This window comes from Acinetobacter sp. 161(2023), from assembly GCF_037027805.1.
Lineage (GTDB): Bacteria > Pseudomonadota > Gammaproteobacteria > Pseudomonadales > Moraxellaceae > Acinetobacter.
The window spans coordinates 159,382-184,554 of the sequence record NZ_JAZEYD010000002.1 but is presented as its reverse complement, the minus strand read 5'-3'; the positions used below and the strand labels follow the sequence as shown (position 1 = coordinate 184,554).

General features: G+C 34.8%; 23 protein-coding genes and 1 tRNA gene. 9 read left to right on the top strand and 15 right to left on the bottom strand.

Annotated elements, in window-relative coordinates; translation table 11 throughout:
• Nucleotide 1: 1 nt before the first annotated feature.
• Nucleotides 2-1,237, bottom strand: coding sequence for an SfnB family sulfur acquisition oxidoreductase (locus WA249_RS02605; protein ID WP_336166353.1), 1,236 nt, complete (start codon nucleotides 1,235-1,237; stop codon nucleotides 2-4).
• A 344-nt stretch (nucleotides 1,238-1,581) separates the two neighbouring features.
• On the opposite strand from WA249_RS02605, the gene WA249_RS02600 reads away from it, so the two are divergent.
• The 5 genes from WA249_RS02600 (at nucleotide 1,582) to WA249_RS02580 (ending at nucleotide 6,148) form a co-directional block, all read left to right on the top strand.
• The gene (locus WA249_RS02600) at nucleotides 1,582-2,346 is read left to right on the top strand and encodes a glutathione S-transferase family protein (protein ID WP_336166351.1); all 765 of its coding nucleotides are present in this window, start codon (nucleotides 1,582-1,584) and stop codon (nucleotides 2,344-2,346) included.
• Between the two features lie 536 nt (nucleotides 2,347-2,882).
• Entirely contained in the window at nucleotides 2,883-3,776 is an 894-nt protein-coding gene (locus tag WA249_RS02595; RefSeq protein ID WP_336166349.1) for an amino acid ABC transporter substrate-binding protein, read from the top strand.
• A gap of 92 nt (nucleotides 3,777-3,868) precedes the next feature.
• Nucleotides 3,869-4,711 (top strand): amino acid ABC transporter permease, encoded by an 843-nt coding sequence (locus tag WA249_RS02590; RefSeq protein WP_336166347.1) that lies wholly within the window; start codon nucleotides 3,869-3,871, stop codon nucleotides 4,709-4,711.
• A 2-nt stretch (nucleotides 4,712-4,713) separates the two neighbouring features.
• Complete coding sequence (locus WA249_RS02585; RefSeq protein ID WP_336166345.1) at nucleotides 4,714-5,391, top strand: amino acid ABC transporter permease; 678 nt, start codon at nucleotides 4,714-4,716, stop codon at nucleotides 5,389-5,391.
• 13 nt (nucleotides 5,392-5,404) lie between these two features.
• Complete coding sequence (locus tag WA249_RS02580; protein WP_004792844.1) at nucleotides 5,405-6,148, top strand: amino acid ABC transporter ATP-binding protein; 744 nt, start codon at nucleotides 5,405-5,407, stop codon at nucleotides 6,146-6,148.
• A 44-nt stretch (nucleotides 6,149-6,192) separates the two neighbouring features.
• On the opposite strand, the gene WA249_RS02575 is transcribed toward WA249_RS02580, so the two are convergent.
• Nucleotides 6,193-7,506: a DcaP family trimeric outer membrane transporter gene (locus tag WA249_RS02575; RefSeq protein ID WP_336166342.1), complete on the bottom strand. Its 1,314-nt coding sequence runs from the start codon at nucleotides 7,504-7,506 to the stop codon at nucleotides 6,193-6,195.
• Between the two features lie 344 nt (nucleotides 7,507-7,850).
• Between WA249_RS02575 and WA249_RS02570 the strand changes: the two genes are divergently transcribed.
• Nucleotides 7,851-8,321, top strand: a complete 471-nt coding sequence (locus WA249_RS02570; protein WP_004642558.1) for an Lrp/AsnC family transcriptional regulator — start codon at nucleotides 7,851-7,853, stop codon at nucleotides 8,319-8,321.
• Between the two features lie 44 nt (nucleotides 8,322-8,365).
• Here the strand turns inward: WA249_RS02570 and WA249_RS02565 are convergent, their stop codons facing one another.
• The 3 genes from WA249_RS02565 to WA249_RS02555 all read right to left on the bottom strand — a co-directional run bounded on the left by WA249_RS02565 (nucleotide 8,366) and on the right by WA249_RS02555 (nucleotide 10,562).
• Complete coding sequence (locus WA249_RS02565) at nucleotides 8,366-9,115, bottom strand: YebC/PmpR family DNA-binding transcriptional regulator (protein ID WP_003651352.1); 750 nt, start codon at nucleotides 9,113-9,115, stop codon at nucleotides 8,366-8,368.
• Between the two features lie 161 nt (nucleotides 9,116-9,276).
• Nucleotides 9,277-9,822 (bottom strand): 1-acyl-sn-glycerol-3-phosphate acyltransferase, encoded by a 546-nt coding sequence (locus WA249_RS02560; protein ID WP_336166340.1) that lies wholly within the window; start codon nucleotides 9,820-9,822, stop codon nucleotides 9,277-9,279.
• A gap of 167 nt (nucleotides 9,823-9,989) precedes the next feature.
• Complete coding sequence (locus WA249_RS02555) at nucleotides 9,990-10,562, bottom strand: TetR/AcrR family transcriptional regulator (RefSeq protein WP_336166338.1); 573 nt, start codon at nucleotides 10,560-10,562, stop codon at nucleotides 9,990-9,992.
• A gap of 275 nt (nucleotides 10,563-10,837) precedes the next feature.
• Here WA249_RS02555 and WA249_RS02550 point away from each other — a divergent pair, with 275 nt between their 5' ends.
• The gene (locus WA249_RS02550; RefSeq protein WP_336166337.1) at nucleotides 10,838-11,701 is read left to right on the top strand and encodes a hypothetical protein; all 864 of its coding nucleotides are present in this window, start codon (nucleotides 10,838-10,840) and stop codon (nucleotides 11,699-11,701) included.
• Nucleotides 11,702-11,879: 178 nt separating this feature from the next.
• On the opposite strand, the gene WA249_RS02545 is transcribed toward WA249_RS02550, so the two are convergent.
• Together WA249_RS02545 and WA249_RS02540 are read right to left on the bottom strand one after the other, a co-directional pair.
• Nucleotides 11,880-11,956 (bottom strand) — tRNA-Ile (locus WA249_RS02545).
• A gap of 1,300 nt (nucleotides 11,957-13,256) precedes the next feature.
• Nucleotides 13,257-14,141 (bottom strand): LysR family transcriptional regulator, encoded by an 885-nt coding sequence (locus tag WA249_RS02540; RefSeq protein WP_336166336.1) that lies wholly within the window; start codon nucleotides 14,139-14,141, stop codon nucleotides 13,257-13,259.
• A gap of 89 nt (nucleotides 14,142-14,230) precedes the next feature.
• Here WA249_RS02540 and WA249_RS02535 point away from each other — a divergent pair, with 89 nt between their 5' ends.
• Nucleotides 14,231-14,668 (top strand): PACE efflux transporter, encoded by a 438-nt coding sequence (locus tag WA249_RS02535; protein ID WP_336166334.1) that lies wholly within the window; start codon nucleotides 14,231-14,233, stop codon nucleotides 14,666-14,668.
• 60 nt (nucleotides 14,669-14,728) lie between these two features.
• On the opposite strand, the gene WA249_RS02530 is transcribed toward WA249_RS02535, so the two are convergent.
• The 3 genes from WA249_RS02530 to WA249_RS02520 form a co-directional block, all read right to left on the bottom strand.
• On the bottom strand, nucleotides 14,729-16,144 hold the full coding sequence (locus tag WA249_RS02530) for a purine-cytosine permease family protein (RefSeq protein ID WP_336166332.1): 1,416 nt from the start codon (nucleotides 16,142-16,144) through the stop codon (nucleotides 14,729-14,731).
• Nucleotides 16,145-16,383: 239 nt separating this feature from the next.
• Nucleotides 16,384-16,848, bottom strand: a complete 465-nt coding sequence (locus WA249_RS02525; RefSeq protein ID WP_336166330.1) for a hypothetical protein — start codon at nucleotides 16,846-16,848, stop codon at nucleotides 16,384-16,386.
• 254 nt (nucleotides 16,849-17,102) lie between these two features.
• Nucleotides 17,103-18,032 carry a DMT family transporter gene (locus WA249_RS02520; protein WP_336166329.1) on the bottom strand — a complete coding sequence of 310 codons (930 nt, stop codon included), beginning with the start codon at nucleotides 18,030-18,032 and terminating at the stop codon, nucleotides 17,103-17,105.
• Nucleotides 18,033-18,126: 94 nt separating this feature from the next.
• On the opposite strand from WA249_RS02520, the gene WA249_RS02515 reads away from it, so the two are divergent.
• A complete protein-coding gene (locus WA249_RS02515; protein WP_336166327.1) occupies nucleotides 18,127-18,978 on the top strand; it encodes a LysR family transcriptional regulator in 852 nt (283 codons plus the stop codon).
• Between the two features lie 155 nt (nucleotides 18,979-19,133).
• Here the strand turns inward: WA249_RS02515 and WA249_RS02510 are convergent, their stop codons facing one another.
• The 5 genes from WA249_RS02510 to WA249_RS02490 form a co-directional block, all read right to left on the bottom strand.
• Complete coding sequence (locus WA249_RS02510) at nucleotides 19,134-19,313, bottom strand: hypothetical protein (RefSeq protein WP_336166326.1); 180 nt, start codon at nucleotides 19,311-19,313, stop codon at nucleotides 19,134-19,136.
• A gap of 559 nt (nucleotides 19,314-19,872) precedes the next feature.
• Nucleotides 19,873-20,892, bottom strand: coding sequence for a fimbrial protein (locus tag WA249_RS02505; RefSeq protein WP_336166324.1), 1,020 nt, complete (start codon nucleotides 20,890-20,892; stop codon nucleotides 19,873-19,875).
• Complete coding sequence (locus WA249_RS02500) at nucleotides 20,889-23,345, bottom strand: fimbria/pilus outer membrane usher protein (RefSeq protein WP_336166454.1); 2,457 nt, start codon at nucleotides 23,343-23,345, stop codon at nucleotides 20,889-20,891. The genes WA249_RS02505 and WA249_RS02500 overlap by 4 nt, the downstream gene beginning before the upstream one ends.
• 140 nt (nucleotides 23,346-23,485) lie before the next feature.
• Nucleotides 23,486-24,229: a fimbrial biogenesis chaperone gene (locus WA249_RS02495; RefSeq protein WP_336166323.1), complete on the bottom strand. Its 744-nt coding sequence runs from the start codon at nucleotides 24,227-24,229 to the stop codon at nucleotides 23,486-23,488.
• A 73-nt stretch (nucleotides 24,230-24,302) separates the two neighbouring features.
• Entirely contained in the window at nucleotides 24,303-24,839 is a 537-nt protein-coding gene (locus tag WA249_RS02490; protein ID WP_442891948.1) for a fimbrial protein, read from the bottom strand.
• Nucleotides 24,840-25,173 lie beyond the last annotated feature (334 nt).

Below are 25,173 nucleotides of genomic sequence, written 5' to 3'. Positions count from 1 at the left end.
CTTAAATCCAGGCATGGCGGGCAGGGAAATGACCATTAAGGTAATAATTGCCAATGGCATGTAATTTCCAGCGAACAGGGTCGTGTAATGTATGTACACGGGCATTTCGCCAATGTTGATCTAAATTGTGTTGGCTTAAACTTGAACGGCTACCACCCAGCTCTAGTAGTTTTTCAGAAATTTGTAGAGCTGCATCATTGGCATAGACTTTTGCTTCTGCCACCAAAATTGAAGCTTTTGCAGTCTGTTCATCAGTTACATTTTGCAGTTGATCAAGTTCATCTAAATATTCAGCAGCTTCATCAAGCAGTAAAATTGCAGCGTCGAGCAAAATATTTAACTTACCTACTTCTTGCAGGGTGTAATGTTCAAAGCTGGCTTTTTCAACATTTGCATCAATAATTGGACGTGCTTTATGAATAGTCGATAAAGTATCGTCAAAAGCGGCTTCTGCAATCCCCACATCAATGGCTACTTGTAATAACTGAGAATAAGCACCGCGATAGGTTGGAGCTTGCGTCAATAAACGTTCATCAAAAATAAGTTCAGGATTAACTTCGACATTATTTAATTTAACTGTACCACTCGCTGTAGTACGCTGACCAAACCCATTCCAGTCATTAATGACTTCAATACCTTGAGCATCTCGATTAACAATCACTAAAACGACGTGACCTTCAGGGTGAATCGATTTAATTGCAAGCCAATGTGCAAAACTTGTTCCTGTCGAATAAAACTTTTCGCCGTTTAAAATATATTTGCCATTTTCAATGGCAAGTGTGGTTTTTAGTGTTTTTGAGTCATGTGTATTACGTTCTGGACCACCGTTAGCAAGACGCTTACCTGCTAATATTTCTGAAAAGATAAATTGTTTTTGTTGTTCTGTGCCCATAATTTCGATCAGGTTTAAAAGGCTAATCTGATTTTGTGGAATCTGACCAACATTCGCATCACCTTTACTTAAAATACGGAAAACGTGCGCTAAAGTTTTATTGGAAACAAAAGCTCCGCCATATTTTTTCGCAATTCGAATTCCGCCTAAGCCTTTTTGGCTAAAGCTTTCAATTTGCTCATGCGGTAATAAGCGTTGTTGATCACGTGTATTACGACCCTCTAAAGCATAATCAGCCACTTGATAAGCAGCATTAATGGCTTGTTGATCATTTTGAATGATTTGGACGTATGCCGTCGTTTTAGATAGAGAATTAGACATAATGACACCTTGTATTGCTGTCATTACCTTACAAAAGAAATATTTTTCCACTAAACGAGGACTTATGCTCAGCTTATGAAATAAAGTGCAAAGCATTTTTTTTGATGTTTAAAGGATAAATAAAGATATATAAAGTTAATATTAATCAATTGGTTATATTTTTAATGCAAAAAAATAATAACAAAACCCGTTTTAATATGAAAAAGAGCAATAAGTACGGTAAAAAAAGATATAAAAAGATAGACCTAACTGTCAGCAAAAAATGAGCACAATATCCATTGTTTTAAGTAAAAATAGCTTTTAAAGTATCTACTTACCATCGACCATTTTTGTACAAATAGTCAAATAAAAATAAACGTGGAGATTTTATGCGGGTTTTGTATCAGTTTCCTTTGTCCCATTATTGTGAAAAAGCTCGCTGGTTGTTAGACCATAAAGAACTTGATTATGTGGCTCATAACTTGATTCCTGGGTTTCATCGTGCTTTCGCACAGCTTAAAACAGGGCAAAATTTACTGCCGATTTTGAAAGATGGCCATCAATGGATCGCTGAATCAACCAAAATTGCACTTTATCTGGACGATACCTATCCAGAACATGTGCTTTTACGTCGTGACGAGCAACTTAGGCAACAAACACTTAAAATCGATAGTTTGGCTGATGATCTTGGGATACATGTGCGCCGTTGGGCATTAGCACATAATTTAGCCCAAGGGGATCATGCTTTAGAAATTATGATGGGCGAACAAGGCTATTTGCGTCAGTTTGAAAAAATATCGAAACCTTTTCTCAAAACACTCGTAAAGAAGAACTATAAACTTGAAGAGGAGTTAGTGGGCCAGTCCAAAGAGAAAATGGACGAACTCATAAATGAATTAAACCACTATTTAATAGAAAATCAAGCGCGCTATATGGTGGGAGACCGATTAAGTCTTGCTGATATTTCTGTCTGTTCGATGCTTGCGCCACTATTAGAGGTGAAAGGCACACCTTGGGAGCGTGAAGAAGCAGAAGATGTTTCTGAGGAGTGGGGCAACTATCAAAAATATTTGCTTGATTTACCTCTAGGCCAATATGTTTTAAGAATATATCAAACTGAAAGAAACGCGCGCGTAGACTGGCGAGGAATTTAAACTTTATAAAATGCCCTGATTTTCTCAGGGCATTTTTGTAATATTTCTAAGTTCACTGATTTATCTAAATATTACTATCAATTTTCTAAATGATTTTGATTAAAGCATTTGTAAATATTATTTTGATGTTTAAGTTATTTTTACAATATAAATTTAATGTTTAGCTAAATCTTTAATAATTTTAATTTTTATAAATTTCTACGAAAATACAATTTTTCTAAAAACAGTTTTTAGCTGAAGTTAAGCCACTTTATTGTGCATGCGTTTACATTGTAATCAATAATTGCCACATTTAAGTGTAAATAGATGAGCTTAATAATAGACAGAAGATTAAAACTTAGATTAAAGTAGAAACATGTTAGCAGTTTTAAAGGTATTAACTCTGCAAAACAGATTGAATAAAATAAGTGAAGCAAATGGATGTGTCCTACTTAGAAAAGTTGGCTCGATAATTGCAATTTAATAATAAATCACTCTATTGCTCTATATGAATGATTCTATAGATAAGTAGAGAGAATGATCCTCAAGGAGTTTTTATGAAACGTTCTGCAACCTCTCTCATTATTTCAACATTTATGCTTTGTACGGTTGGTGCTACTTCTCAAATTCAGGCAGCAGATACATTAGCCAAAATTAAAAGTACCGGAAAAATCGTCATTGGCCACCGAGAATCTTCTGACCCAATTTCATATGTTGTTGGAGGTAAACCAGTAGGTTATGCAGTTGATATCTGTAACCAGTTTGCAAATGACATTAAAAAAGAATTGAAAATGCCTGGTTTAAAAGTTGAATACAAGGCAGTGACTTCATCAACGCGTATTCCTGAACTTTTAGCAGGCAATATCGATATGGAATGCGGTACGACCACAAACTCTAAACAACGTCAGGAACAAGTTGGTTTCTCAACAAACTACTATGCGACAGAAGTGCGTATGGCAGTTAAAGCGAACTCTGGCATTAAGAGTTTGGCAGATTTAAACGGCAAGGCTGTTGTAACAACTCAAGGTACAACATCTGATAAATACATCAAGATGAATGAGAAAGGCCAAGCCCTTAAAATCCAAAATATCTATGGTAAAGATCACTCTGACTCTTTTGCAATGATGGCATCAGGCCGCGCTGCTGCATTTGTCATGGATGATAATATTTTAGCTGGCTTAGTTGCCAAGTCTTCTACACCTAAAGCTTTTGCAATTGTTGGTCCAGTTCTTTCATCAGAGCCTTATGGCATTATGCTTGCTAAAGGTGATACAAAATTTAAAGCAATTGCTGATCGTACTGTAAATAATCTATGGAAAACTGGTCAAATGGACGCTTTATATAAGAAGTGGTTCTTATCGCCAATCCCGCCAAAAAATACAAATTTGAACATGCCACAAAGTTCATCTTATAAGAAATTAAAAGCTCATCCAACAGATGTAGGGATCTAACGAGATCTTTTTGTCCTAACTTTACTTAAGCAAGTGAAACTCACTTGCTTAAGCGGTCTATTTTCCTAAAGATATTCATTTAAGGGGCAAACATGTCAGTCGGCTCGCTAAACTGGACTATATTCTGTGCGGAGTCTAATGAATATGGTGTCGATAAAGCCGCATGGGCAGAATCAGTTTGTAGAGTAATTGGTAGCTCAAGCTACAATGCTCATGCTGAAGCGCCCACATGGTTACAAATGTTAGGTTCTGGCGTCTTTACTATGGTTTGGACAGCTGTTGTAGCCTTTCTTATCGCATTTTTATTAGGTTCTCTCCTAGGGGTAATTCGTACATTACCTAACAAACCTCTCGCATTTATTGGCAATTGTTACGTTGAAATCTTCCGTAATATTCCACTTATTGTGCAACTATTCTTTTGGGCATTTGTTTTTCCGGAATTCTTACCGGACAGCTTAAGTGCAGGTAGTGGGGATGTGGTTGCAGGTGGGTGGTGGAAAAATATTTTAAATCATCAACCTGCGGTTATTGGTGTTTTTGCATTAGGCCTCTACACTGCTGCGCGTGTATCTGAGCACATACGTGCCGGAATCAATACCGTTTCAACAGGACAAAAATTTGCTGCTTCTGCAGTAGGTTTTACCACTGCGCAAAGCTATCGTTATGTCATTTTACCAGTTGCATATCGTACCGTATGGCCAACGATTACTTCTGAAGCAATGAACGTTTTCAAAAACTCAGCTGTTTTATATGCTTTGAGCGTTTTGAACTTCTTCGCTTATACAAAAACCATGCGCGAAGAAACTTCTCAGGACATCATTATTCTTATTCTCTCTACACCCGTTTATTTAATTATTACGTATAGCATTAAATTTATCATGGCATGGATTGAGAAACGAATGGCTGTACCTGGCTTAGGTTCAGGAGGGAAGTAATTATGGATTTTTCTTTATTACACAATCCTGACGTGATCGCGGCACTCAAAGAAGGTTTTGTTTTTACTCTTTCTGTGACTGTATTGGCGATGCTGGGCGGTATCCTGATCGGAACCCCATTGGCAATGATGCGCTTATCGAGTAATGCCATCGCAAGTAATTTCGCAAAATTTTATGTCGATCTGTTTCGTGGTATTCCATTGATTCAGGTCATCTTTATTTTCTACTTTTTGTTGCCAAAAATATTCGAGTTTCAATCCGACACATATTGGGGACCGTTGTTTTCGAGTGTGGTGACTTTTGCTATTTTTGAGGCTGCATTTTTCTCGGAAATTGTACGTTCCGGAATTCAGTCTATTTCAAGAGGTCAGGTTAATGCAGGTTATGCGCTAGGTTTTACCTATGGTCAATCAATGCGCTACGTGGTTTTACCTCAAGCCTTTCGTAACATGCTCCCAGTATTGTTAACTCAAACCATTATTTTATTTCAGGATATCTCATTAGTTTATGTGATTAGTGCACCAGACTTTTTAGGTCGTGCAGATACATTGGCTAATACATATGGCCCTGAAACGAAAGCAACATTCTATTTAATCGTCGCTGTAGTTTACTTCTGTAGTTCGTTTGTGCTATCGCAATTAGTCAAACGCTTACAGCAAAAAATTGCCATCATTCGCTAATTGGAGATTTTAAATGCCAATGATAGACATCCAACATATCTCTAAATGGTATGGTGATTTTCAGGTTTTAACAGATTGCACGACGAGTATTGAAAAAGGTGATGTCGTTGTTGTTTGCGGACCGTCTGGTTCAGGAAAATCAACACTCATTAAAACAGTAAATGCGTTAGAACCATTTCAACAAGGCGATATTATTGTTGATGGAGTTTCTCTGAAAGACCCAAAAACGGATCTTGCTAAATTCCGTTCACGAGTGGGAATGGTGTTCCAGCATTTTGAACTTTTCCCGCACATGACTGTTTTGGAAAATCTAACCATTGCTCAAGTTAAAGTGTTAAAGCGTTCAGTTGCCGATGCGCGTGAAAAAGGTCTGAAATATTTAGAGCGTGTAGGTTTGCTTGCGCATAAAGATAAGTTTCCGGGCCAATTGTCTGGTGGTCAACAGCAACGTGTAGCGATTGCTCGTGGCTTGTCCATGGACCCAATCTGTATGTTGTTTGATGAACCAACTTCTGCACTTGATCCAGAAATGGTCGGGGAAGTACTTGAAGTAATGGTTCAGCTTGCACATGAAGGTATGACCATGATGTGTGTTACACATGAAATGGGTTTTGCTAAAAGAGTATCTAACCGTCTAATTTTTATGGATGAAGGTAAGATTTTAGAAGACTGCCCAACGCATGAATTCTTTGATAATTTAGATGCTCGCCACGAGCGCGCGAAGCTCTTCTTAGAAAAAATTCAAGCTATGCATTAATAAAAAAGAGCCTTTTAAAAGGCTCTTTTTTTTACGTCTAATTTTTAGAAACTATATTTTGCTAATAAATTGACGCGAGAGTAATCACCTTTATCGCCTGCGAAAGTTTCTCGTTGGCCGTAAGTATATTCTGCACCTAAATCGATATTTTTAACCGGATTCCAGATTAAATTGACCAAGGCATTATAAATTTCTTTGTTATAGCTGGTGCTGGTTAAATTGCTATTTGCATAGACGCTATCATCTTTATATTGAATACCACCTATTGCAAAAGTAGAGCGGAGGATAGGGCTCCATTTCCGTTGATAGCCAATAACAGCACTATCAAATTCCCCTAAATTAATATCCTGAGTTGTGGTGTCATAGGCATAAGCTGAGTTGCTATAAAGTAAATAGCGGCCATCTCCTTTAACATGATAGTAATTAGCAACTAAGCTATCTTGAGGAGTTAAATCATATTTACCACCAATGCCCACACCCCAACCAAATTTTTCTTCAGAAGTACTATCTTTTGGAGCTACGCGGTTTTCATGGGCAAGACCATGTAACTGTAATAGGCCTTTATTATCTGTAGTTTTGAAATCATATCGGGCTGTTAAAGCAGGAAAGCGGCTTCCACCGGCAGCATTACCAGCTTTTTCAACATCACCACCCTCTAAGGCAACTAATATTTTCTGTTGTGCATTAATTGGCTGAGTGTACCTAACCTGTACTGTACGCGTAGTACCTGTACCAATAGCCCCATTAAAATCTACTGTTTCTGGTGATGTATCTGTGTTTACAAAAGGTGAAGTAGTTTGACCAGCTAACCATTTTCCTAAAGACATATAAGCATGACGAACACGGAAGGTCCCATTGCCATTATCGCCATTTCCACCCATAAAATCGGCTTCAATTTTACCGTTTAAATCTCCGTATTGGGTAGGCCGAGTAATGTCTAGACCAATTCTTGAGGTTGCAGCAGATACATTTAGTGAGTCTTGTTTTGGATCATCTTTATTTAATGGATAGTTAGCGCCATTTGAAATGCTACCATTTGAACCTTTAAAGTCATAGGTTGCATCTGCGCGGACACTACCATAAAGCTTAACTTGGGTTTGCCCATCTGCCATTGCCATCCAACCTGGTTTTGATACAGGAGAGGTCGACGCAGCAGGTGTTACAGGAGGCACAGCTGGAGCACTGACCAATAAAGCGGTTTTTTGTTGATCAGATAGTTTCTGAACAAGTTGTTTTAACTCCTTTACTTCATCACGTAAGGCGTTAACTTCAGCATCTGTAGCGGCATGCACAGGCATCGTCACGCTAATTACGCCTAAAGAACTCATTGCTAGCACTAGTGTTTTGATCTTATTCACAGGAACTCCCCGACATGGATAAAAATTTTCCTGCAAATACATAACAATAATAATGCCAACTTTAAGAATTTATAAAAATAGTAAAATTTTTATGATTATCATTATCTTATGTTTAAATAATGATGTTGCTAAGATCTTATATTGAAAAAATTAAATAAGAGCATGAAGGTTACTCTCTAAAATGCGCCATATGTTCAACTCTTTGCACGGTTAAAATGCACGTCTGCAATAAAATGTGTAAAAGAATTAAATGTTTTAGCTATTTTTAAACCTTTGTATTTTTAATGCAGGTGAGTTGTATAGGGTATACTATCCTCACTGTAAAATTCTGGTTGGAGATAACAATGGAGTTAGATCGTTTTGATAAACAAATTCTAGAAATTTTGTCTCATGAAGACTTAAATTTGAATGAACTTTCAGAACGGATCAATCTGTCAGTCAGTTCTGTGCATCGCCGGATTAAGCACCTGATTGAAGCCAACGTTATGGGACAGCTCAAAAGGGAAATTAATTTTAGTAAACTTGGATTTACTCTACACATCTTATTGCAAGTTTCATTGAGTAAGCATGACACTGAAACATTTGATAAGTTTCTTTCTGAAATAGAAGCAATTCCAGAAGTAACCAATGCATTTCTAGTGACAGGACAAAGTGCCGATTTTATTTTGGAACTTGTAGCACGCAACATGGATGACTACAGTGAAATTTTATTAAGACGTATTGGAAAAATTGACAATGTTGTTGCATTGCATTCCAGCTTTGTTATTAAAAAATATAATGTTTTTAACTGCTATAACTTACTCAATAAACTATAAAAAAACGCACCATTTGGTGCGTTTTTTCAATTCAAATTTTTGATTTAGGCATCAAGTTGAGCCAAAACTTCATCTGTGAACTCAACGTTGGTATAAACGTTTTGTACATCATCAAGATCTTCAAACATATCAATCATTTTTAGAATTTGTTTTGCTTGGTCGACATCAGTAATTTCAGCTTTGGTTGATGGACTCATAACTACTTCTGCATTGTCAGATTTTAAACCAGCAGCAGTAAGAGCATCTTGAACTTCACCAAAAGTTTCTGGTGACGTAATTACTAAAATTTCATCTTCAGAAATTTCAATATCTTCAGCGCCAGCTTCTAAAGCAACTTCCATGATTTTGTCTTCTAAAGAAACATCTTCAAAAGTAATCTCACCACGTTTAGTAAATAGATAAGCGACAGAACCGGCAGTTCCTAGGTTACCATTTGTTTTACTAAAACAGTGACGTACATCTGGTACTGTACGGTTCAAGTTATCTGTCATTGTTTCAACAAGAACAGCAACACCGCCAACACCATAACCTTCGTAAGTTACTTCTTTTAAATCATCATTATCTTCACCACCGGCACCACGTTGGATTGCACGGTTGATGGTGTCACGTGTCATATTAACTGAAAGAGCTTTTTCAACTACTGCACGCAGACGAGGGTTACTAGCAGCATCTCCACCACCAAGTCTGGCAGCAGTCACAATTTCACGAATATATTTAGTAAAAACTTTACCGCGACTTGCATCTTGTTTCGCTTTACGATGCTTAATATTGGCCCATTTAGAATGACCCGCCATGGACGTGAACTCCAAAAAAAGAAAATGCAAAAGTGCTGGAATATTAGCATAGGCTTGGTTTTGTTGAAAACTGTTGCCCTGCGTTTTGTTAGCCAATTGAATCAGAATAATAAGCTTAAGGCCTAATGAATGAGATTAGGCCGAATCAAATCCAATTTGATTTAGTTAATTTTGACGTCTATGTCAAATTGCGCATATAACTCTTTAATCGTTTCCAAATCTTTTTGTAAGTCTGTTGGATAAATTTTGCCTAGAATCCCGCCTTGTTTACTTCGTGCGTTAGCGTACATGAGTACAATAGGTACATTCGCTGCTTTCGCAATATGCCAAAAACCTGTACGGATAGGTTTACGTTCAGCACCATCTTTCGCACGAGTAGCTTCAGGAGCAATCACCAAGTTAAAAGTTTCATGAGTTTGAAATTGTTCAACCATTTGAGAAACAATATCTTTACTCGCTTTGCGGTCAACTGGAATGCCACCAAGTTTTTCTAAAACTGGTTTAAGAGGACCCTTAAAAATTTCTTTTTTTATTAAAGTATGAATTTTAATGTCTAAAATTTGGAAGAGAGCAATAGAGAGCACTGCATCTAGATTTGAGGTATGTTCAAAGCCAATAATAACTTGTTTTTTCTCAAGAATTTCTGGATCTACATTATAGGTCCAACCAGCAGCTTTAAAGATAGAGTTAGCTAGAAATTTTTTCATAGATCAGGGCAAGGTGATAAATTTTCAGGATTCTAATATGAGATTGTAAAAAAGCCTAGAAAAATTATGAAAGCTAACGTAGAGCACCAAAAATGAAGATTATCTAAGCTATAGAAGATTTAAAAAGTTCTTTTTTATTTTTCTTTTAAACTTAGATAATTTTAAAATTAAGAGACCGATTGAGGTATCTCTTCATTAATTAAAAATTCAATATATTGCCAAATTTTTTCAGCGTTAATGAGCTTTTTATCTGTTGTTCCATCAATAATCATTCCATCAATAATAGAAATAATGATGTGAGTAAGTGGAGTAGGGTTTTCTATGCCTAATTGAGTAAGCTGTTCTTGTAATAAGTGAGTCAACCACTTCGTATATTCGTAAAAGGGTTCCCGAATTGAAGTATATTGTTTAGATACTTCAATAAATGCTTTTTTAAATAAGCATCCATTAAATGTTTCACTATTGATCCATTCAATATACCAATTAAAAATAATGTGGATTTTCTCCAATGGGCTGGCATCTTGACGTAAATTTAACTGTTCGTTAATTGAATTTTGAATATTTAAATTTCGATGTTGCAAACATTCCATAATTAAATTTTCTTTTGAAGGAAAATATTTATAAAAGGTCATCTTTGCAACATTAGATTCAGCAATAATACGGTCAACACCAGTTGCATTATAGCCAATCTGATTAAATAAATTTAAAGCAGTATTTATAATATCTTCTTTTTTTGACATTACTATTCCATATAGTTAGAACTAATTATAACTTAATCTAAAAAATTAAAATTTTAATATCAATGATCATAATAAAAAAAGGCACTAGATTCAAGTTTATATTGCGATAATGATTATCATTAACTGAAGTTTTTTTAATTTTCTATTTGATTTCGTATGATTTTAATTCTAATATTGATTGAAAAGGAAACATATTTAAATATTAATTTAAGTCATTGTTTTATAAAAAAATATGTAAAAATGATCAGGCTTCAATAAGTTTAATGAGAGTGGATATGCCTAAGAAATTTGAGAATTTTAATAATCCTAGAAAGAAAGCACTCGCAGGGATGAAGCAAAGCATTCCAGCTGAACTATGGGAGAAAAATTCAGACTTTTTAACTCAATTAAGAGCGAAAATTGCTAAACATGCTGTCTCACGTCATCCAGCAATTGATATTTTAAATAGCGGACAAATTAACAAGGAAAATTTAAAAAAAATTCACTTAGAATATCGTCATGCAATTGTGCAAACTTTTACAGATGCACTGCTCATGGCTCAATTTCAGACTAAACAATTAGAGCCAAGATTGTATGCTGGCGCGAAAATATTTCCGCGCTTTCTTTTGAGCCTAAATATTTTTGATGAGTTTGGATTTCGACCAGGTTTAGACAAAGATGGTTACTATCAGGGAAATCCCGAATATGCTCACTATCCTTTATTTGAAGACGTATTAAATGATTTCGGTATTACAGAAGAAGATCGTCTGACTTATCACCCGAGTGAAATTGCAGATCAAGTGAGAGTGTTTTTAGAAAACTCTTATGATAACTATAAAGCTGTTTCAGCTTTATTAGCAGTCGCAGAAGAAGAGGTCATTCTTTATAGCCCACCTTTACGTAAAGCGACTAAAGCCGTAGGTGTGGAGGTTGAGGGTGGTGGCTATTATCATGTGCACGGCATTTCTGAGGATGAAAGTGCCGAAGCCTCAGATGATGATCATGAAGAAGATTTATGGTATGTCTTGATGCAAGCTTGTACAGAAGAGGATTATAACTATATTGAAAAGATATGCTTAGAGTATTGTGATTTATGGGAAAAGTTCTGGGATGCTCAATTAGAGCATTTGGAACCTATGCGGAAACAAATCTTAGCCTAATTGATGGAATAGAAATATTCCGCACAAGAAGAAAATATATTTTAAAAAATTTAGAAATAAAAATATATTTTAAAATTTGATAATTAAATTTTGAATATTTTTTATAACGGTAAAACGAATTCTGTTTAGATAACTATTAAAAAACCCCATAAACTTTTTAGTTTATGGGGTTCGAATTTGGTGGGCCCACCGTGACTTGAACACGGGACCAACGGATTATGAGTCCGCTGCTCTAACCAACTGAGCTATAGGCCCTATAAGCAAGAAAAGCTTTTAATCTCAAGGCCTTTCAGTGCGTGCAATACTAATCAATTTTTTAATCAAACACAAGTCATTTTCTAAATTAGGCCCATGCTAGACTCAAAAAATATTGTGTTATTTTGGTTAAATATTACAAGCGATAGTGATTCTAGCGTATGAGTACTTCATGAGTAAAGTGAACTTAGTTATTTATCGATCAATTAGAACTTATTCCAGTCAGAAGTTTATAGTGATATAGATTTGATTGTCTATCTGGTTCAAATCATTAATTCTTTTAAAATAGGTATTGTTTGAAATTTAACCAATCTGTGGGAGGTTAATTGAATAATACTAAAAAATATAAGCTAGATAAGGTTACTCAGACAAGTAGAGTACAAGCATAATTATATATGTGTGTTTTATGTACAATTTATAAATTTTTGATCAAACATTATTTCAATAAGGACGGTGAGATTATTCTAAATAAACTTAATTTAAGAAATATTTTATCTGTATTAAATGTTTAGAAAAAATATTGCTTCATAAAATTATATTTATAGATTTGATGAATTATTATAATAGTTAATTTTATATCATCTTAATTTGGTTTTTTTAGGATTTATTAAAGCTGTAATAAATATATTTAATATAAATAAGCTTTTTCTAAATGATTAGAGATAGGGTGCCTAATTAATAATATAAAAGTAAGAATAAAAAATGATAATATTTACGAGATTAATTTTATTTTACGATCTACGAAAGAATTTTCTTCAATTCTTGCACGACTAGATATGATCGTAAAATTATACATAAAATATAAAGAGTCAAAGTATTTAAAAATAATGAATCTAATATATATGATGAATAAAGCTTTAAAGATGAAAATGAAAAGTAATGAATAAAAGTGAGCTCATCTTAAAATCAAACGCTTTAACTCATTTGATTAAAAAGTAGGGCTTTTTAGTGGAAAAGTTGGGAATTTTTATCATGGGAATTTCTTTCTTTTTCTACTGTATTTTCTATATAAAACTTAAAACGTGATTGTCTTCACACTAAGTACAATTGATTGTATTTTATTGATTTTATTCTTGACTAAAATGCTAGGTTTTAATAAAGTATAAATGTATTTTTCAAAAATAAAAAACTATTGCTTAGTCCTGAAATACAGTAAGAAGCCTGCTTTTTAAGTGGGCTTTTTGCTTTCTGTAATATTGAGAGAAAAAGGCAGAACAATAAGCTAAATTTTTAAGTATATATAACCAGAAATAAAACTATAAAAAGAGATCATGTGTGCTCAGAATTAAGGCATAAAAAGTTATAAATTTTCTTGAATAATTTGGATGAGCTCTCGAGCCGCTTTAGATAAGGGGCGGTCTTGAAGCCAAATTAAGTAAATGGATAGAGGTAAGTGATTTTTGGTATTTTTAAAATCTAAAAGAACTAAATGACCTTGATCGATTTTTTCTTGTACTAATGATAAAGGGAAATTTCCCCAACCGAGTCCCGCTTCAACCATATTAATTGCTGTTTGTAGACTATTCGTTTTCCAGTACATTGCACCAATAATTGAACGGGAATCTGTCATTTCATGGTCACTACTCGCTACTACAATTTGCCTAATATTGATTAACTCTTCAATAGAAAACGGTTTTGTTTTTTCTTGAAGAAGACTATGACTAGATGAGATCGTGGCAACTACTGTTTCAGTCATTACCAATTGCAGATTTTCACGCATTTTTATATTTAGGTCTGAACCTGCTAAGCAAAGACTAATTTCTTCCGTATAAAGTAAATTGACGATGTCATCTTGAGGGGCCGTAATAACCTCAATATTAAGTAATGGGAATTTATCGGCTAATTTTTTTATTGAATAGAATAATAATTTGGTATTTACATCTGAGACAACGCCAATACGTAATGTAGTTTCAAGTCCTAAAGAAAGCTCATGGGCATGAGTGCTAAATAACCTAAGTTGTTCAGAAATAATTCTCGCTTGAGGTTCCAAAGCCAATGCTATAGCGGTTGGAATGGCCTTGCGAGGAGTACGCTCAAATAAGGTATAGCCCAATTCTGCCTCTAGATTGGCAATGGCCATACTAACGGCTGAAGGTACTCTATTTAGTTTACGAGCGGCCGCAGAGAAAGATCCCGTATCTAATACGGTAATAAAGAGTTCAATATTTTCACTGTTAAAATTCATTTTGATATCAGTCAAACTGAAAGCTATTAACTTTATATATGATTTTAACTGAAATTAAAATATAAAGAATTAAGTAGAGTTTGTTGATTATGCAAGGTGTAAAGCGTCGGATCGTATATGTTTCTTTTTATGAAGTCATTGGAATGATCATTTCATCAGTAGGGTTAGCGATTTTGGCAGGTGATAGTGTTGAACATACGGGGCCACTCTCTGTCATGATTACGACCATCGCTGTAACTTGGAATTTTATCTACAATATTTTATATGAGAAGTGGGAGGCTAGACAAAGCAGTAATATTCGTACAGTTAAGCGTAGAGTGGGACATGCAATTGGTTTTCAGCTTACCTTAGTTTTATTTTTGATTCCTCTTATTGCATGGTGGATGGATATTTCTCTAATTGCTGCTTTGGGGTTAGACGTGGCCTTTATTATCATTATTCCTATTTATACTTTTATATTTAATTGGAGCTTTGATAAGTTATTTGGATTGCCTATTTCGACACAGACTCAGGCACTACAAGAATAGTCGCCAAATCAGATCAATAAGCTATCAAGGTATATGACTTTGATAGCTTATCTAGTTTCATTATTTGACTTGATCAATGACTAACTGTTTTGAAAACTTGAGTTGAGCTTTTTTGGCGAAAATATAATAAATCACTGCGGTAGAGATCAGTCCTACCAGCCATGATAGATCGATTCCTCCTAACATCGCAGCAATTTGTCCTGTATAGAATTTACTATCAATAAATGGGAGTTGTATCAAAATACCTAGAAAGTAGCAGGTAATACCAATACGATTCCAACGGCCATATTTGCCATTTGGATCATAGAGCGCGTCTACATCACATTCTTCTTTAGAGATAAAGTAGTAATCAACAAGATTAATGGCACTCCATGGAATAAAAAAGGTAAGTAAAAACAAAATAAATGCTTTAAAAGCACTTAAGAATGTATGCTCGCCTATAATTGCAATGAAAGTAGAAATTACAACCATAGCAAGGACAATGAGTAATCTTGTTATTTTTGAAATTTGATTTGTCGATTTAAAACTATTCCAAATCGTAGCAACGCACATAAAACTACCGTAAGCATTTAGGGTCGTCAGAGTAACTTTGCCAAAAGCAATACTAAAATATAAAAAGGTCACGACTAGGGCAACTGGATTCATACCAACAACATATTGAACTTCATTTCCAACAAAATTCCCGTTTGCAACCTGAGCAATCAAAACGCCTAAGGTCATGGAAATTTGTGAACCCAATAAAGAGCCTAAGCCAACGGCCCAAAAAACACGAGATGAAGATGTTTTGGTTGGAAGATAACGAGAGTAGTCTGCAACATAAGGTCCGAAAGAGATTTGCCAAGAAGCAGAAAGTGAAACTGCTAACAAAAATGAAGACCAACTGAAATGACGTACTGCTAAGAGTTCAGAGAAATCAGAAAGCGCTAAGATTTGAGTTAGAATAATCACAAAAGCAATCAAACCAATAATACTGGCTACTTTGCCTACCAAATGAATTAAACGATATCCAATGGTTGCGAATATAATAATTAAACATGCGTAAATTAAGATGCCAGTTGTATTGCTGACATGTGCGAGATGTGCAATTGCTTTACCTGCGAGCACCTCACCAGTTGCGGTAAACCCAAGATACATGAGGCAGACGAGTATGATTGGAATACACGCACCATATACTCCAAACTGAACACGACTTGAAATCATTTGGGGCAGGCCTAGTTTTGGACCTTGAGCAGCATGTAGAGCCATGACAGCAGCACCAAAACATTGCCCCACAAATAAACCAATAATCGACCAAAAAACATCACCACCTAGTACAACTGCTAGCGCACCCGTCACAATGGCCGTAATTTGTAAATTAGCACCAAACCAGAGAGTAAATTGAGCAAACACTCCGCCATGTCTTTCATTTTCTGGAATAAAATCAATGCTTCGGTTTTCAATAAAACTACTATTTGGTTTCTCAGCCGATGAGTCCATTACACTCTCCTTGTCCTTTAAGAGTCCACTCTATTTTTATTAAGTCAATATTTGTACAAACAAATATAAACATGTATATACAAGTTATTTAAAAAATAATCAAATATTTTTTGAGTGAATAGAACTTAAAAGCAGTTTAAGTGTTTAATAAATAGTATAAAATTAGTCTGGTTTTGTTTTTAATAGGATTAAATGATAAAAAATAATATATAAAAAAGCCCTCTATTAAGGGCCAGACTTTATACATTAGTGTCTAAGATCGCTTGAAAAAAAGTTGGAAGGTCAGAGAATTGCACAAGTTGGGTTTTATCTTCTTGTTTATAATAATACTGATAGTTTGGAGTTTCTGAATAATTATCTAAATATTGAGTTGCGTCGGTAAATTGTGCTTTTGCAACTGGTTTGTCTTTTTTTAATTTAATAATAACAGGATTTACCGAATTTAATTTTACAGGCACACCATTCTCAAATTTAGCAGTTTCAATCAATAAGGAAATTTTGAAATTTCCAAAATTCACACAAAAATGACCTCCATTTTCCGTTTTAATATCATGGTCAGAAAAAAGATCTTTAAATAAATTCTTTAAAGATTCTCTGTGTTTATCTAAAGCAACCTGAAAGTCATGATCTTGTTGCTCTATTTTTTCTTGCTCTTCTTGTAGCAATTTAGCTTGCTTTTCAATGGTTGTGAAATCCAGCTTCATTTTTAATATCTCCATTGGTTGTTTAAAAACTATATATCGCAATCTTTTATTAATTTTTAAAGAAACATACGTTATTTGTTACAACGGGATAATTAAGATGAGCTTTTGTGATAGATAATAAAAAATGTAAAAAGATATTTAAAAAATAAAAGTTATAAAATTAAAGAGTTTATTAAATAAATAATTTGTCTATTTTGTGTTGGATGGCGCTGCTACTTGATAAATATAAGTTTTTTAATGTAGCAGCATATTTCCTATTTTGTACAATGTTTGCCTATAAGCGGAGTAGCTTTAATTTTTAAAAAACCTCCGCTACTCATTACACCCAGCATGACTAAAGCTGTTCCTAGCAATTGCCACACATTAAGAGATTGCCCAGTAACTAGAGCGATCAGCATACTGAACACGGGGACAAAGTTAAAAAAGACGGAAGCACGGCCAGCTCCTAACTTTTGTATGCCATTGAACCAGAATAAATAAGCAATCATTGTTGAGCAAATAACGACATATCCCATGGCCAGATGTGCATTTACAGGCGCAGAAGTGATGGCTGTAAGAGGGTCTTCAAATATCATACTCAACACGCCAAGTGTTATTGCCCCGAACATCATAGAAAAAGTCGTTGTTTCTAAAGGCGTGGCATTTTTTACATAGCGGCGAGATAGAACGTTTGCTAAGCAAAATCCAAAAGCCCCTAATAATATAAATAGATCTCCAATGTCTATTTTTAGGTGAAGTAAAGTTGTTATATGCCCCTGACTAATGACGAGTAACACACCACTTAGACCGAATAAAACACCTAAAAATTTACTAGAGGTAAGTTTTTCACCATCTAAAACAATTGTCATTAATAGGGTCATCAATGGTGTAGTTGCCATAATTAAAGCACCATTTACGGCAGATGTAGTCTGTAAGCCATAAAAACAACCTATGTTGAATCCCGCAATGGCGATAACCCCAATAATAAGATAGATAAATAAATTCTGACTTAAAGCTGCCCACCTTAGTTTGCCTGTTATTGAAAAGATCAAAAGTAAGCTTAGGCTTGCAATTGAAAACCGTTCAGATGCAGCAGATAGCGGAGGCATATGTTGAATAATATAAGACATTGCATTAAATGCTGATCCCCAAAAAAACATTGTTAATACAACACCAGCATAGGCATAAGCCACCGTTCTGTTCATCGACAGGCTCTCACTAAGAAAGGTTTTATTCTGAGCAATTACATAAAGGTGTACAATTCCATATTAATACACTTCTAATGTGAAAATTTGCACAATGATTGATTGGGAAAATTTACATTACTTTTCAGTTTTTACAGAAGAAAAGTCACTGTCAGCTGCCGCAAGAAAGTTGGGGGTAGACCATGCAACTGTATCCAGAAGAATTGCTCAACTAGAACAAAATTTAAAACTCAAATTAGTTGATCGTAGACCACGCACATACATACTTACCCCAGATGGGGAACGCCTTGCACAAGTGGTTTCTCGTATGATGGAAGAAACTTTTTCTATTGAACGTTTAACTCAGGCTGGTCAGCAAGAAGTGATGGGTAGTGTTTCTATTAGTATGCCTCCCTTAACTGCTGCACATCTCATCATGCCTCATCTGGGGAGATTTTATCGTCATTATCCTCAGTTAAAACTACGTGTGCTTGGTGATGTCCACTATGTTTCTTTACACCATAATGAAGCTGATATTGCGGTAAGATTTGGACGTCCTAAGGATGAGAATTTAGTTGCTCGCAAAGTAGGTGAGATTCCTTTTGGAATATATGCTGCTCCAAATTATTTAGCTTCAACTGATCCTGAAAGTTATGAGTGGATTAGCGTAGAGGTAGGCGGGGTACATGGTCAAAAACAGCAGAAGTTAAAAGAACGATTAGGCAATAAAGAATCTGTAATGGTTACAAACCATCCTGAGTTACAGTGGAGAGCTGCATGTGGGGAATTAGGTTTAGCTGTGTTACCTGATTTTTTAGGAGCACTTAGCAATTTAGTAAGGCTGCAAGATGATTATCCGATGAGTGCTGAAATTTGGTTAGTTACACATGAAGATTTACGGCATAGTCCTGCTATACGAGTAGTAATGGATTTTCTTGTGAGCTGCTTCGAACCGTTCAAAATATAAATCTTAAGAAATAAGAGAACCAGACAATCTATTAGACTAGTAGAGTGGTTTATTGTAAACATCGGGTAGCTGAATTGGTAAGTTTTTGAACTATTTGGAGAAGCTTTATCCCTAATAGATTTATTTCTAACTTAAACTATTCTCTTGTTTATATGTTAATTATCAGGAAAGAAACCCGCGTCTTCACGCGCTTGCATTAAAGCTAAGATAAAGCAAATTAAGAAAAGTAAACCTATAAAAAAAAGAAAAAGATCGATTTTACTAATCGCTAAACCTATACTTGTAGCACCTAGACTTAGTAATAAGATACATAATATTTTCCAAAAAATGAGCATGTTACGTTCTGATAAGAAGTCTAAAATATATTATTTGCAATTGAAGGGTATTTCTAAATTTATTTATGTTTTTTTTATTATAATTTATGTAATTATGCATAATTTAATTTTTTATTATTTTGATATAACATTGTGAAATTTAAATAGATTTAAATATGGTGAACTTCATCAGTGACTTAATTTTTCTTAAAATTAAGTTTTTATTAATTAATAGAATGGTAATTCTTTAGAAACACTATAAAATAGCTTTTATAAATTAAATTTATTTTTTTAATTTATTTAAAACAGTACTTTATAGTGTGTTTTTAAATTTTTGTTAAAAAAAAGACTTGATCTTTAAGCCAAATTTTGAAATTATACCCATGCAAATTGTGATCTATTTCCCACAATTTGTATTTCAGGTTAAGTGGTTGTCACTAATGCTCATTTGCTATTTTTGCTTATGAGCATTTTTTTATGTGATTTATTAATATAACTACAAAGTTTAAAAATACTAATATTTTTGACTTTCCTCAGTAGCCCTAAGCTTTTTTATTTTTAGTCATTTTATAGATAATAGCTAATCATATTGAATGGTCACAGTCGCTGTGGCTTTAACCTCTCCTGCGGTTACATTGGTGGTGGTCTGATAGTAACGTGCAGTTAAAGGAATATCATATTCTATAGTTTGGTTGGAACTCACCATACCTATATTTAGCTTGGTTGCTTTTTGGATCGGCTTATTTGCTCCATTCATATTCCATAATAGTTCAACACCTACACCATTAGCTTTTATTGAATTCGCTGCACTATTGTTAATCACCTGATTATTTGAGGTATCAGAATTATAATCAAAACTTAAGCTAATCATGTTACTTGTGGCTGTACCCGAGTTGTTTTCTCCACCATTACATAAAATTGATAGATTAAAACTCTGTTCTCCTTGAGTTGAACCAATAGTTTTAAAACCAGATTTCATCACTGTTGGAAGTTGGACTGGTGTATCTACACCATTTTGAATTTCACAAGATGAGGACGCAATAAGAATAGGGGCATTACTTAATACGGTTGTTGTTAAAAATGGGCGATTTTGTTGTCCTGATACATAATAAGTGCTGTAACGGCCAGCCACTAATGCACCAGAACCAGTAGTCGCAGCAGTTTTAATAACCTCCATAACAAAATATCCTGGGGAAAGTGTATATGCTTTATTTGGTGTTAATGTGCGTCTATAGGGATAATATCCAGAAAAATCTGAAGCATCGGCAGCTTCACGGTAAAGACGAATACCAATCCCAGGAATATTGGTCGCATAAACATTATTGCCTATTGGACTAATTGGATAATTTAAGGGAAGGGCTGCAATAATTTGATCACTCGCACGATTACACGTTGCAGTTGAATTATTAGGCGAAATTGTAAAAGTATTCTTTTGTAAAATCGTTCCTATTGGATCATTTGGTTTTACTACGATTTTACCTATAGTCATTGGAATATCGACGGTAGTAAATCCTTTACTTAAATTACAATTTGCATTTGTATGGCTATAAGCAAATAGGCTCACTGCCAAAAAGCCAATTTTTTTTAAAATATTATTCATTTACAGACTGCCTTTGTCATAATAATTGGTTGGTTTTTATGTGTTATTTGATCCGCTATATCGTATTCAATTTCGCATTTTTCAGTACTCGTTTCGCCCCATTTCACATATAAACGGTCATGGGTTAAAGATGTTCGTAAATAGATGCGACTGCCTTGTGCAACAATGCCTACCGCTTCGTTATTCTGGTTGTATACCTGTGCGGCAAAAGGTAGATGTGAGCCATCTAACATTGTCGTACTAATAAAAAGTGCATAACCTTTTTTTGTTGAGAATTGAACTTTACTGATCGAGCCAGCATAAGGGGCAATCCGTAAGCTACTTTCAGCAAGTTCAACTTGGGTGGACATGTCTTGTGGGTCAAGACTGATGTCATTCATACGGTAAGGCGTAACATAGGGAATAACGGCATATCCCTTTTTGTTAATACTGAGCCCGGGTGCGTTACCGACTTGTGCTCCAGTAGCATCTGGTGCATAGACCAGAACTATGGTTTGAGCCTGATCTGGCCCAAATAGAATTCCTTGAGAATGTGCAATAACATTGCCACTGAAGTTAAGCATTTCTTGTTGGTATGAATTTGCGTGACTTAATGAAGCACCTAGTGTTGTATAGTTTGTTTTATAGGTACCATTAATATTCAGGTTAGTTTGACCATGAGCCTGAGAAGAAATTGATGCGCCGTAGTTTAAGCGATTTCCTGTAAAGCCACTGAAGCTTAAGGTCTGACTATTCTCATCAATAACACTATTTAAAGTCAGAGAATTTTTCTTAAAATCTAATGGAAAAGATAAAGAAGCAAGGTACTGCGTATCTCGACTTGTGCGAGTGGTTCCTTCATCAATCTCGTTGCTAATTGCAGATAAACTATAAGTTAAATCTTTAAATTGATTGCTATAACCTAATTGAAACTGCTTATTGGTCGTGGGTTGATTCCAATAGTTTATCCATGAACCTACTAAATAAAAATTTCCCCATTGCTTTGTAAGAACTTGATTTAAAGTAATCTGGAATTCACTTTTTTGTTTGCCTACAGAAAAACTATCAATATTTTGTTGTTGTAAATCTTGCATTAAAATTGCATCACGCAATTTAAGGTAGTTTTCTGTTGAATAACGATAAGTCGCTAATGTTAAATTAGTATTTGTTGGGGAAAATAGTCTACTGTAACTTAAACGATAACTTTGTCCTGCCATTTTGGGCTGATGATCAAACTCAGCTTTTGATTGAGAGGCATCAAAAGAGATAGCTCCAATTGGTGTTGAAAAAGCTGTACCTAGTAATAACGAGAGATACTGCTTGGTTGCTTGTACGGCACTGTAAGTTGTGAGGTAATTATTAATTCCTCGGTGATATTTGGCCTGTATTAGCCACGGATTTAGGCTCAGGTTTGAGTCTCGAAATTGCCCTAAAGTGAAAGAATATCGACTCATCTGGGGGCGTAGCATTTCGACGACAGAGGCATAGGGAATAGAGAATTTTTGAATGACTCCATTAGATTCAATTACTGAAACTTGTAGCTCGCCCCCAAATCCGGTTGGGTAAAGATCATTAATTTCAAAGTTTCCGGGGGGTACCGTTGTCTGATAAATTAAATTACCTTGTTGCCTAACCTCGACTTTCGCATTGGTTTTTGCATAACCTCTCACTCTAGGAGCGTAACCGAGCATACTGTTTGGAAGCATTCGGTCATCACTTGAAATATTCATCCCGCGATACGGTAAAGAATCGATAAAATCACTATTAGTAAAATAATCTCCTAAAGTCAGAACACCCTGAATTTTCGGAAATGCTTTTTGTATATATGTATTTGTTGAAGTGTAAGAAGAATTATTAGGCTGAAAATCAGTATTGTCTTGCCATTTCCATTGCCCATTATGGCGAAATTGCCAACTCGCTAAATTTGCTCCAAGATTAGCTCCCATAAATGCATAAGTGATTTCATTGTGTTCATTAACTATTCGATAAGCAGTCGTGTTATATGTCAAAAAAGCTGCATTAATCCCTCTATCCCAAAGATGTGGATCGATATAGCCCTGTGCATTTTTTTCTAATGTGGCTTGTGGTATAGAAATATCAATTCTTAAACGGGAGCTATCAAATAAATAAAAAGCATTATCTAGCCAAGTGCCTAGTGCATCGCAAGAAAGAGACGATGCATGAGAATGTTGGCTAAGCACATCAGCTTTTACGCCATATTCTAGTAACATGGCTTCTGTGAAACAGGTTTCGGCATTTACATTAGGAATGCGAGCATTAAAACGCATGCGTCGCTTACCTAGCCATTGGCCGTTAATATAGACATCTAAGCTATATTCACCAGGTAATATAGGATTTCCGTATTTGAAACGACCAATATCAATTTTTTGCGCATTACCTACTAAAAAATTGCTATCAAACTCTGCTTTTGAGAAACTTGAAACATCAGTATTATTTGTGGCATATGCAACCAAAGGCATGAATACCGCCATACTTGAGGTCAAATAATAAATAAAAGGGCTTTTTAAACATATATAAGGTATAAACCATTTAGACATAGTTTTAGAGCCTATTCATGATAGGTATTTAGGTTTTCTTAAGTAATACAGTAAGGTTAGAACTTTATTGGGTGCTCAACTCGACCACCATAATCATTGATATATACAAAGCTCATCTCTGCTACATTTTTATTTTTAAGTTTTATTTTATCTTCAGAAAAAGGGGCAACCATTAAACCTTGTTGTAACAAGTCTGCTTTATGGTTTTCAGTTCCTTGAAAAATGGAAGTGATAGTGAGGAAAAAGGGGGTTGGATTCTTCACTACTAGATATTGATCATTTATTTTCCATTGAACTTTTTCACTTAGCTGTTCAATATTTTCTTTTAGATCTATAGGGCGATAAAAGAATTTAATTCGTGAGCGAACAGCGAGCTGTAAAAAATTATTAGAAATTGGGGGGCTTTGGTCTTGTTGAGTTTTTCCTTCGGGCTTAGGAGGTATATCTAAAACATTAAGCCAAAAAATTGATTCTTGTTGCTGACTTAATTGAGAAGCATTAGGTAGAGCTGTAATTCTTAAAGTTTGCCCCTTAGTCGCTTCTACTCGTGAAATCGGTGGCGTAATAATGAAGGGCACATTTGCTTGATCAGGAGTCAACTTTGCATTTCCATCATCGATCCAAGCTTGAACGAGAGAGGGAGCTGTACCATTATTACTCAGTTGTAATGTGATCTCACGTGCATTTGAAGGATAAATGACACGAGTTCCATGTAAAACAATTTCAGTATGACCTGTGGTAGATAGTGCTACCTGTAGGCAAACTAATCCCCAAAAAAACTTACGACCACGAAAAAGCATGAGTCATATTCTCAATAATGCATAATAGATAGGAGATAGCTTCTATCTAGAAATAGAAGCTTCAATTTTAATTTTATTGATAAATAATGGTGTATTTTACTTGCGAGGTTACCGTACCAGCAGTAGAAGCACCTGTAGCATAATATTCAGCATAATAGTTAAGGTCAGCATTCCCACCAGCTGAAACGTTCACCCACTCTGAGTTAGTCTGAGCTCCATTCGTACCAGTAGCAAGTACAGGGATTACCGCATTATTACTACCGAGCAACTGGATATTCACATTTGTTGCCCCGCCTGAGGTTGCTTGGTTTAATAAACGACCCGTATTAAAATCAACGGTAGCACCAGGTTCAAAATAAGTTGCTACTTTGCCAGCAGAAGCGCAGTTCGTTAGATTAATCTGAAATGGGGTACGACCCGCTACGTCACCTGCATTTTTTAAAGTTTGAGATGAAACTGTAGGCAGATTGATTGTTAGGTTTTTATCTCCAGTATCAATAGTACAAGTATTATCTGTGACAAGACCATTAATAGTGATTGTGCCATCTGCAGCTTGTGCATTTGTTATATTTAAGAGAGAAACCGCTGCCATAAAAATAAATTTTTTCATAAAATCCCCAGAATAGCCTTTTAAAATAAAATCCATTACTTTTTAGCAAGTTTATTCTGCTTAAGTAAGGCGAAGAAAATATATCACTTTTCAACTAAAAAACAAGAAAAACATTATATTTATATATATTTTGATCAGTTATTTTTTATTAATAAAATATTTGAAGATGTATTTTATCGTTTGGTAAAATATATTGGAAATTCATTCTTTAAATAAAATAAAAAACATGTAATATTTAAGTAATTGTATTTTATTAAATTAATCCAACTTTAAAACATTTAAGCTGAAATTTTTCTATTTTTCAATATAACTAATTGTTTTTAAACATTAAAAA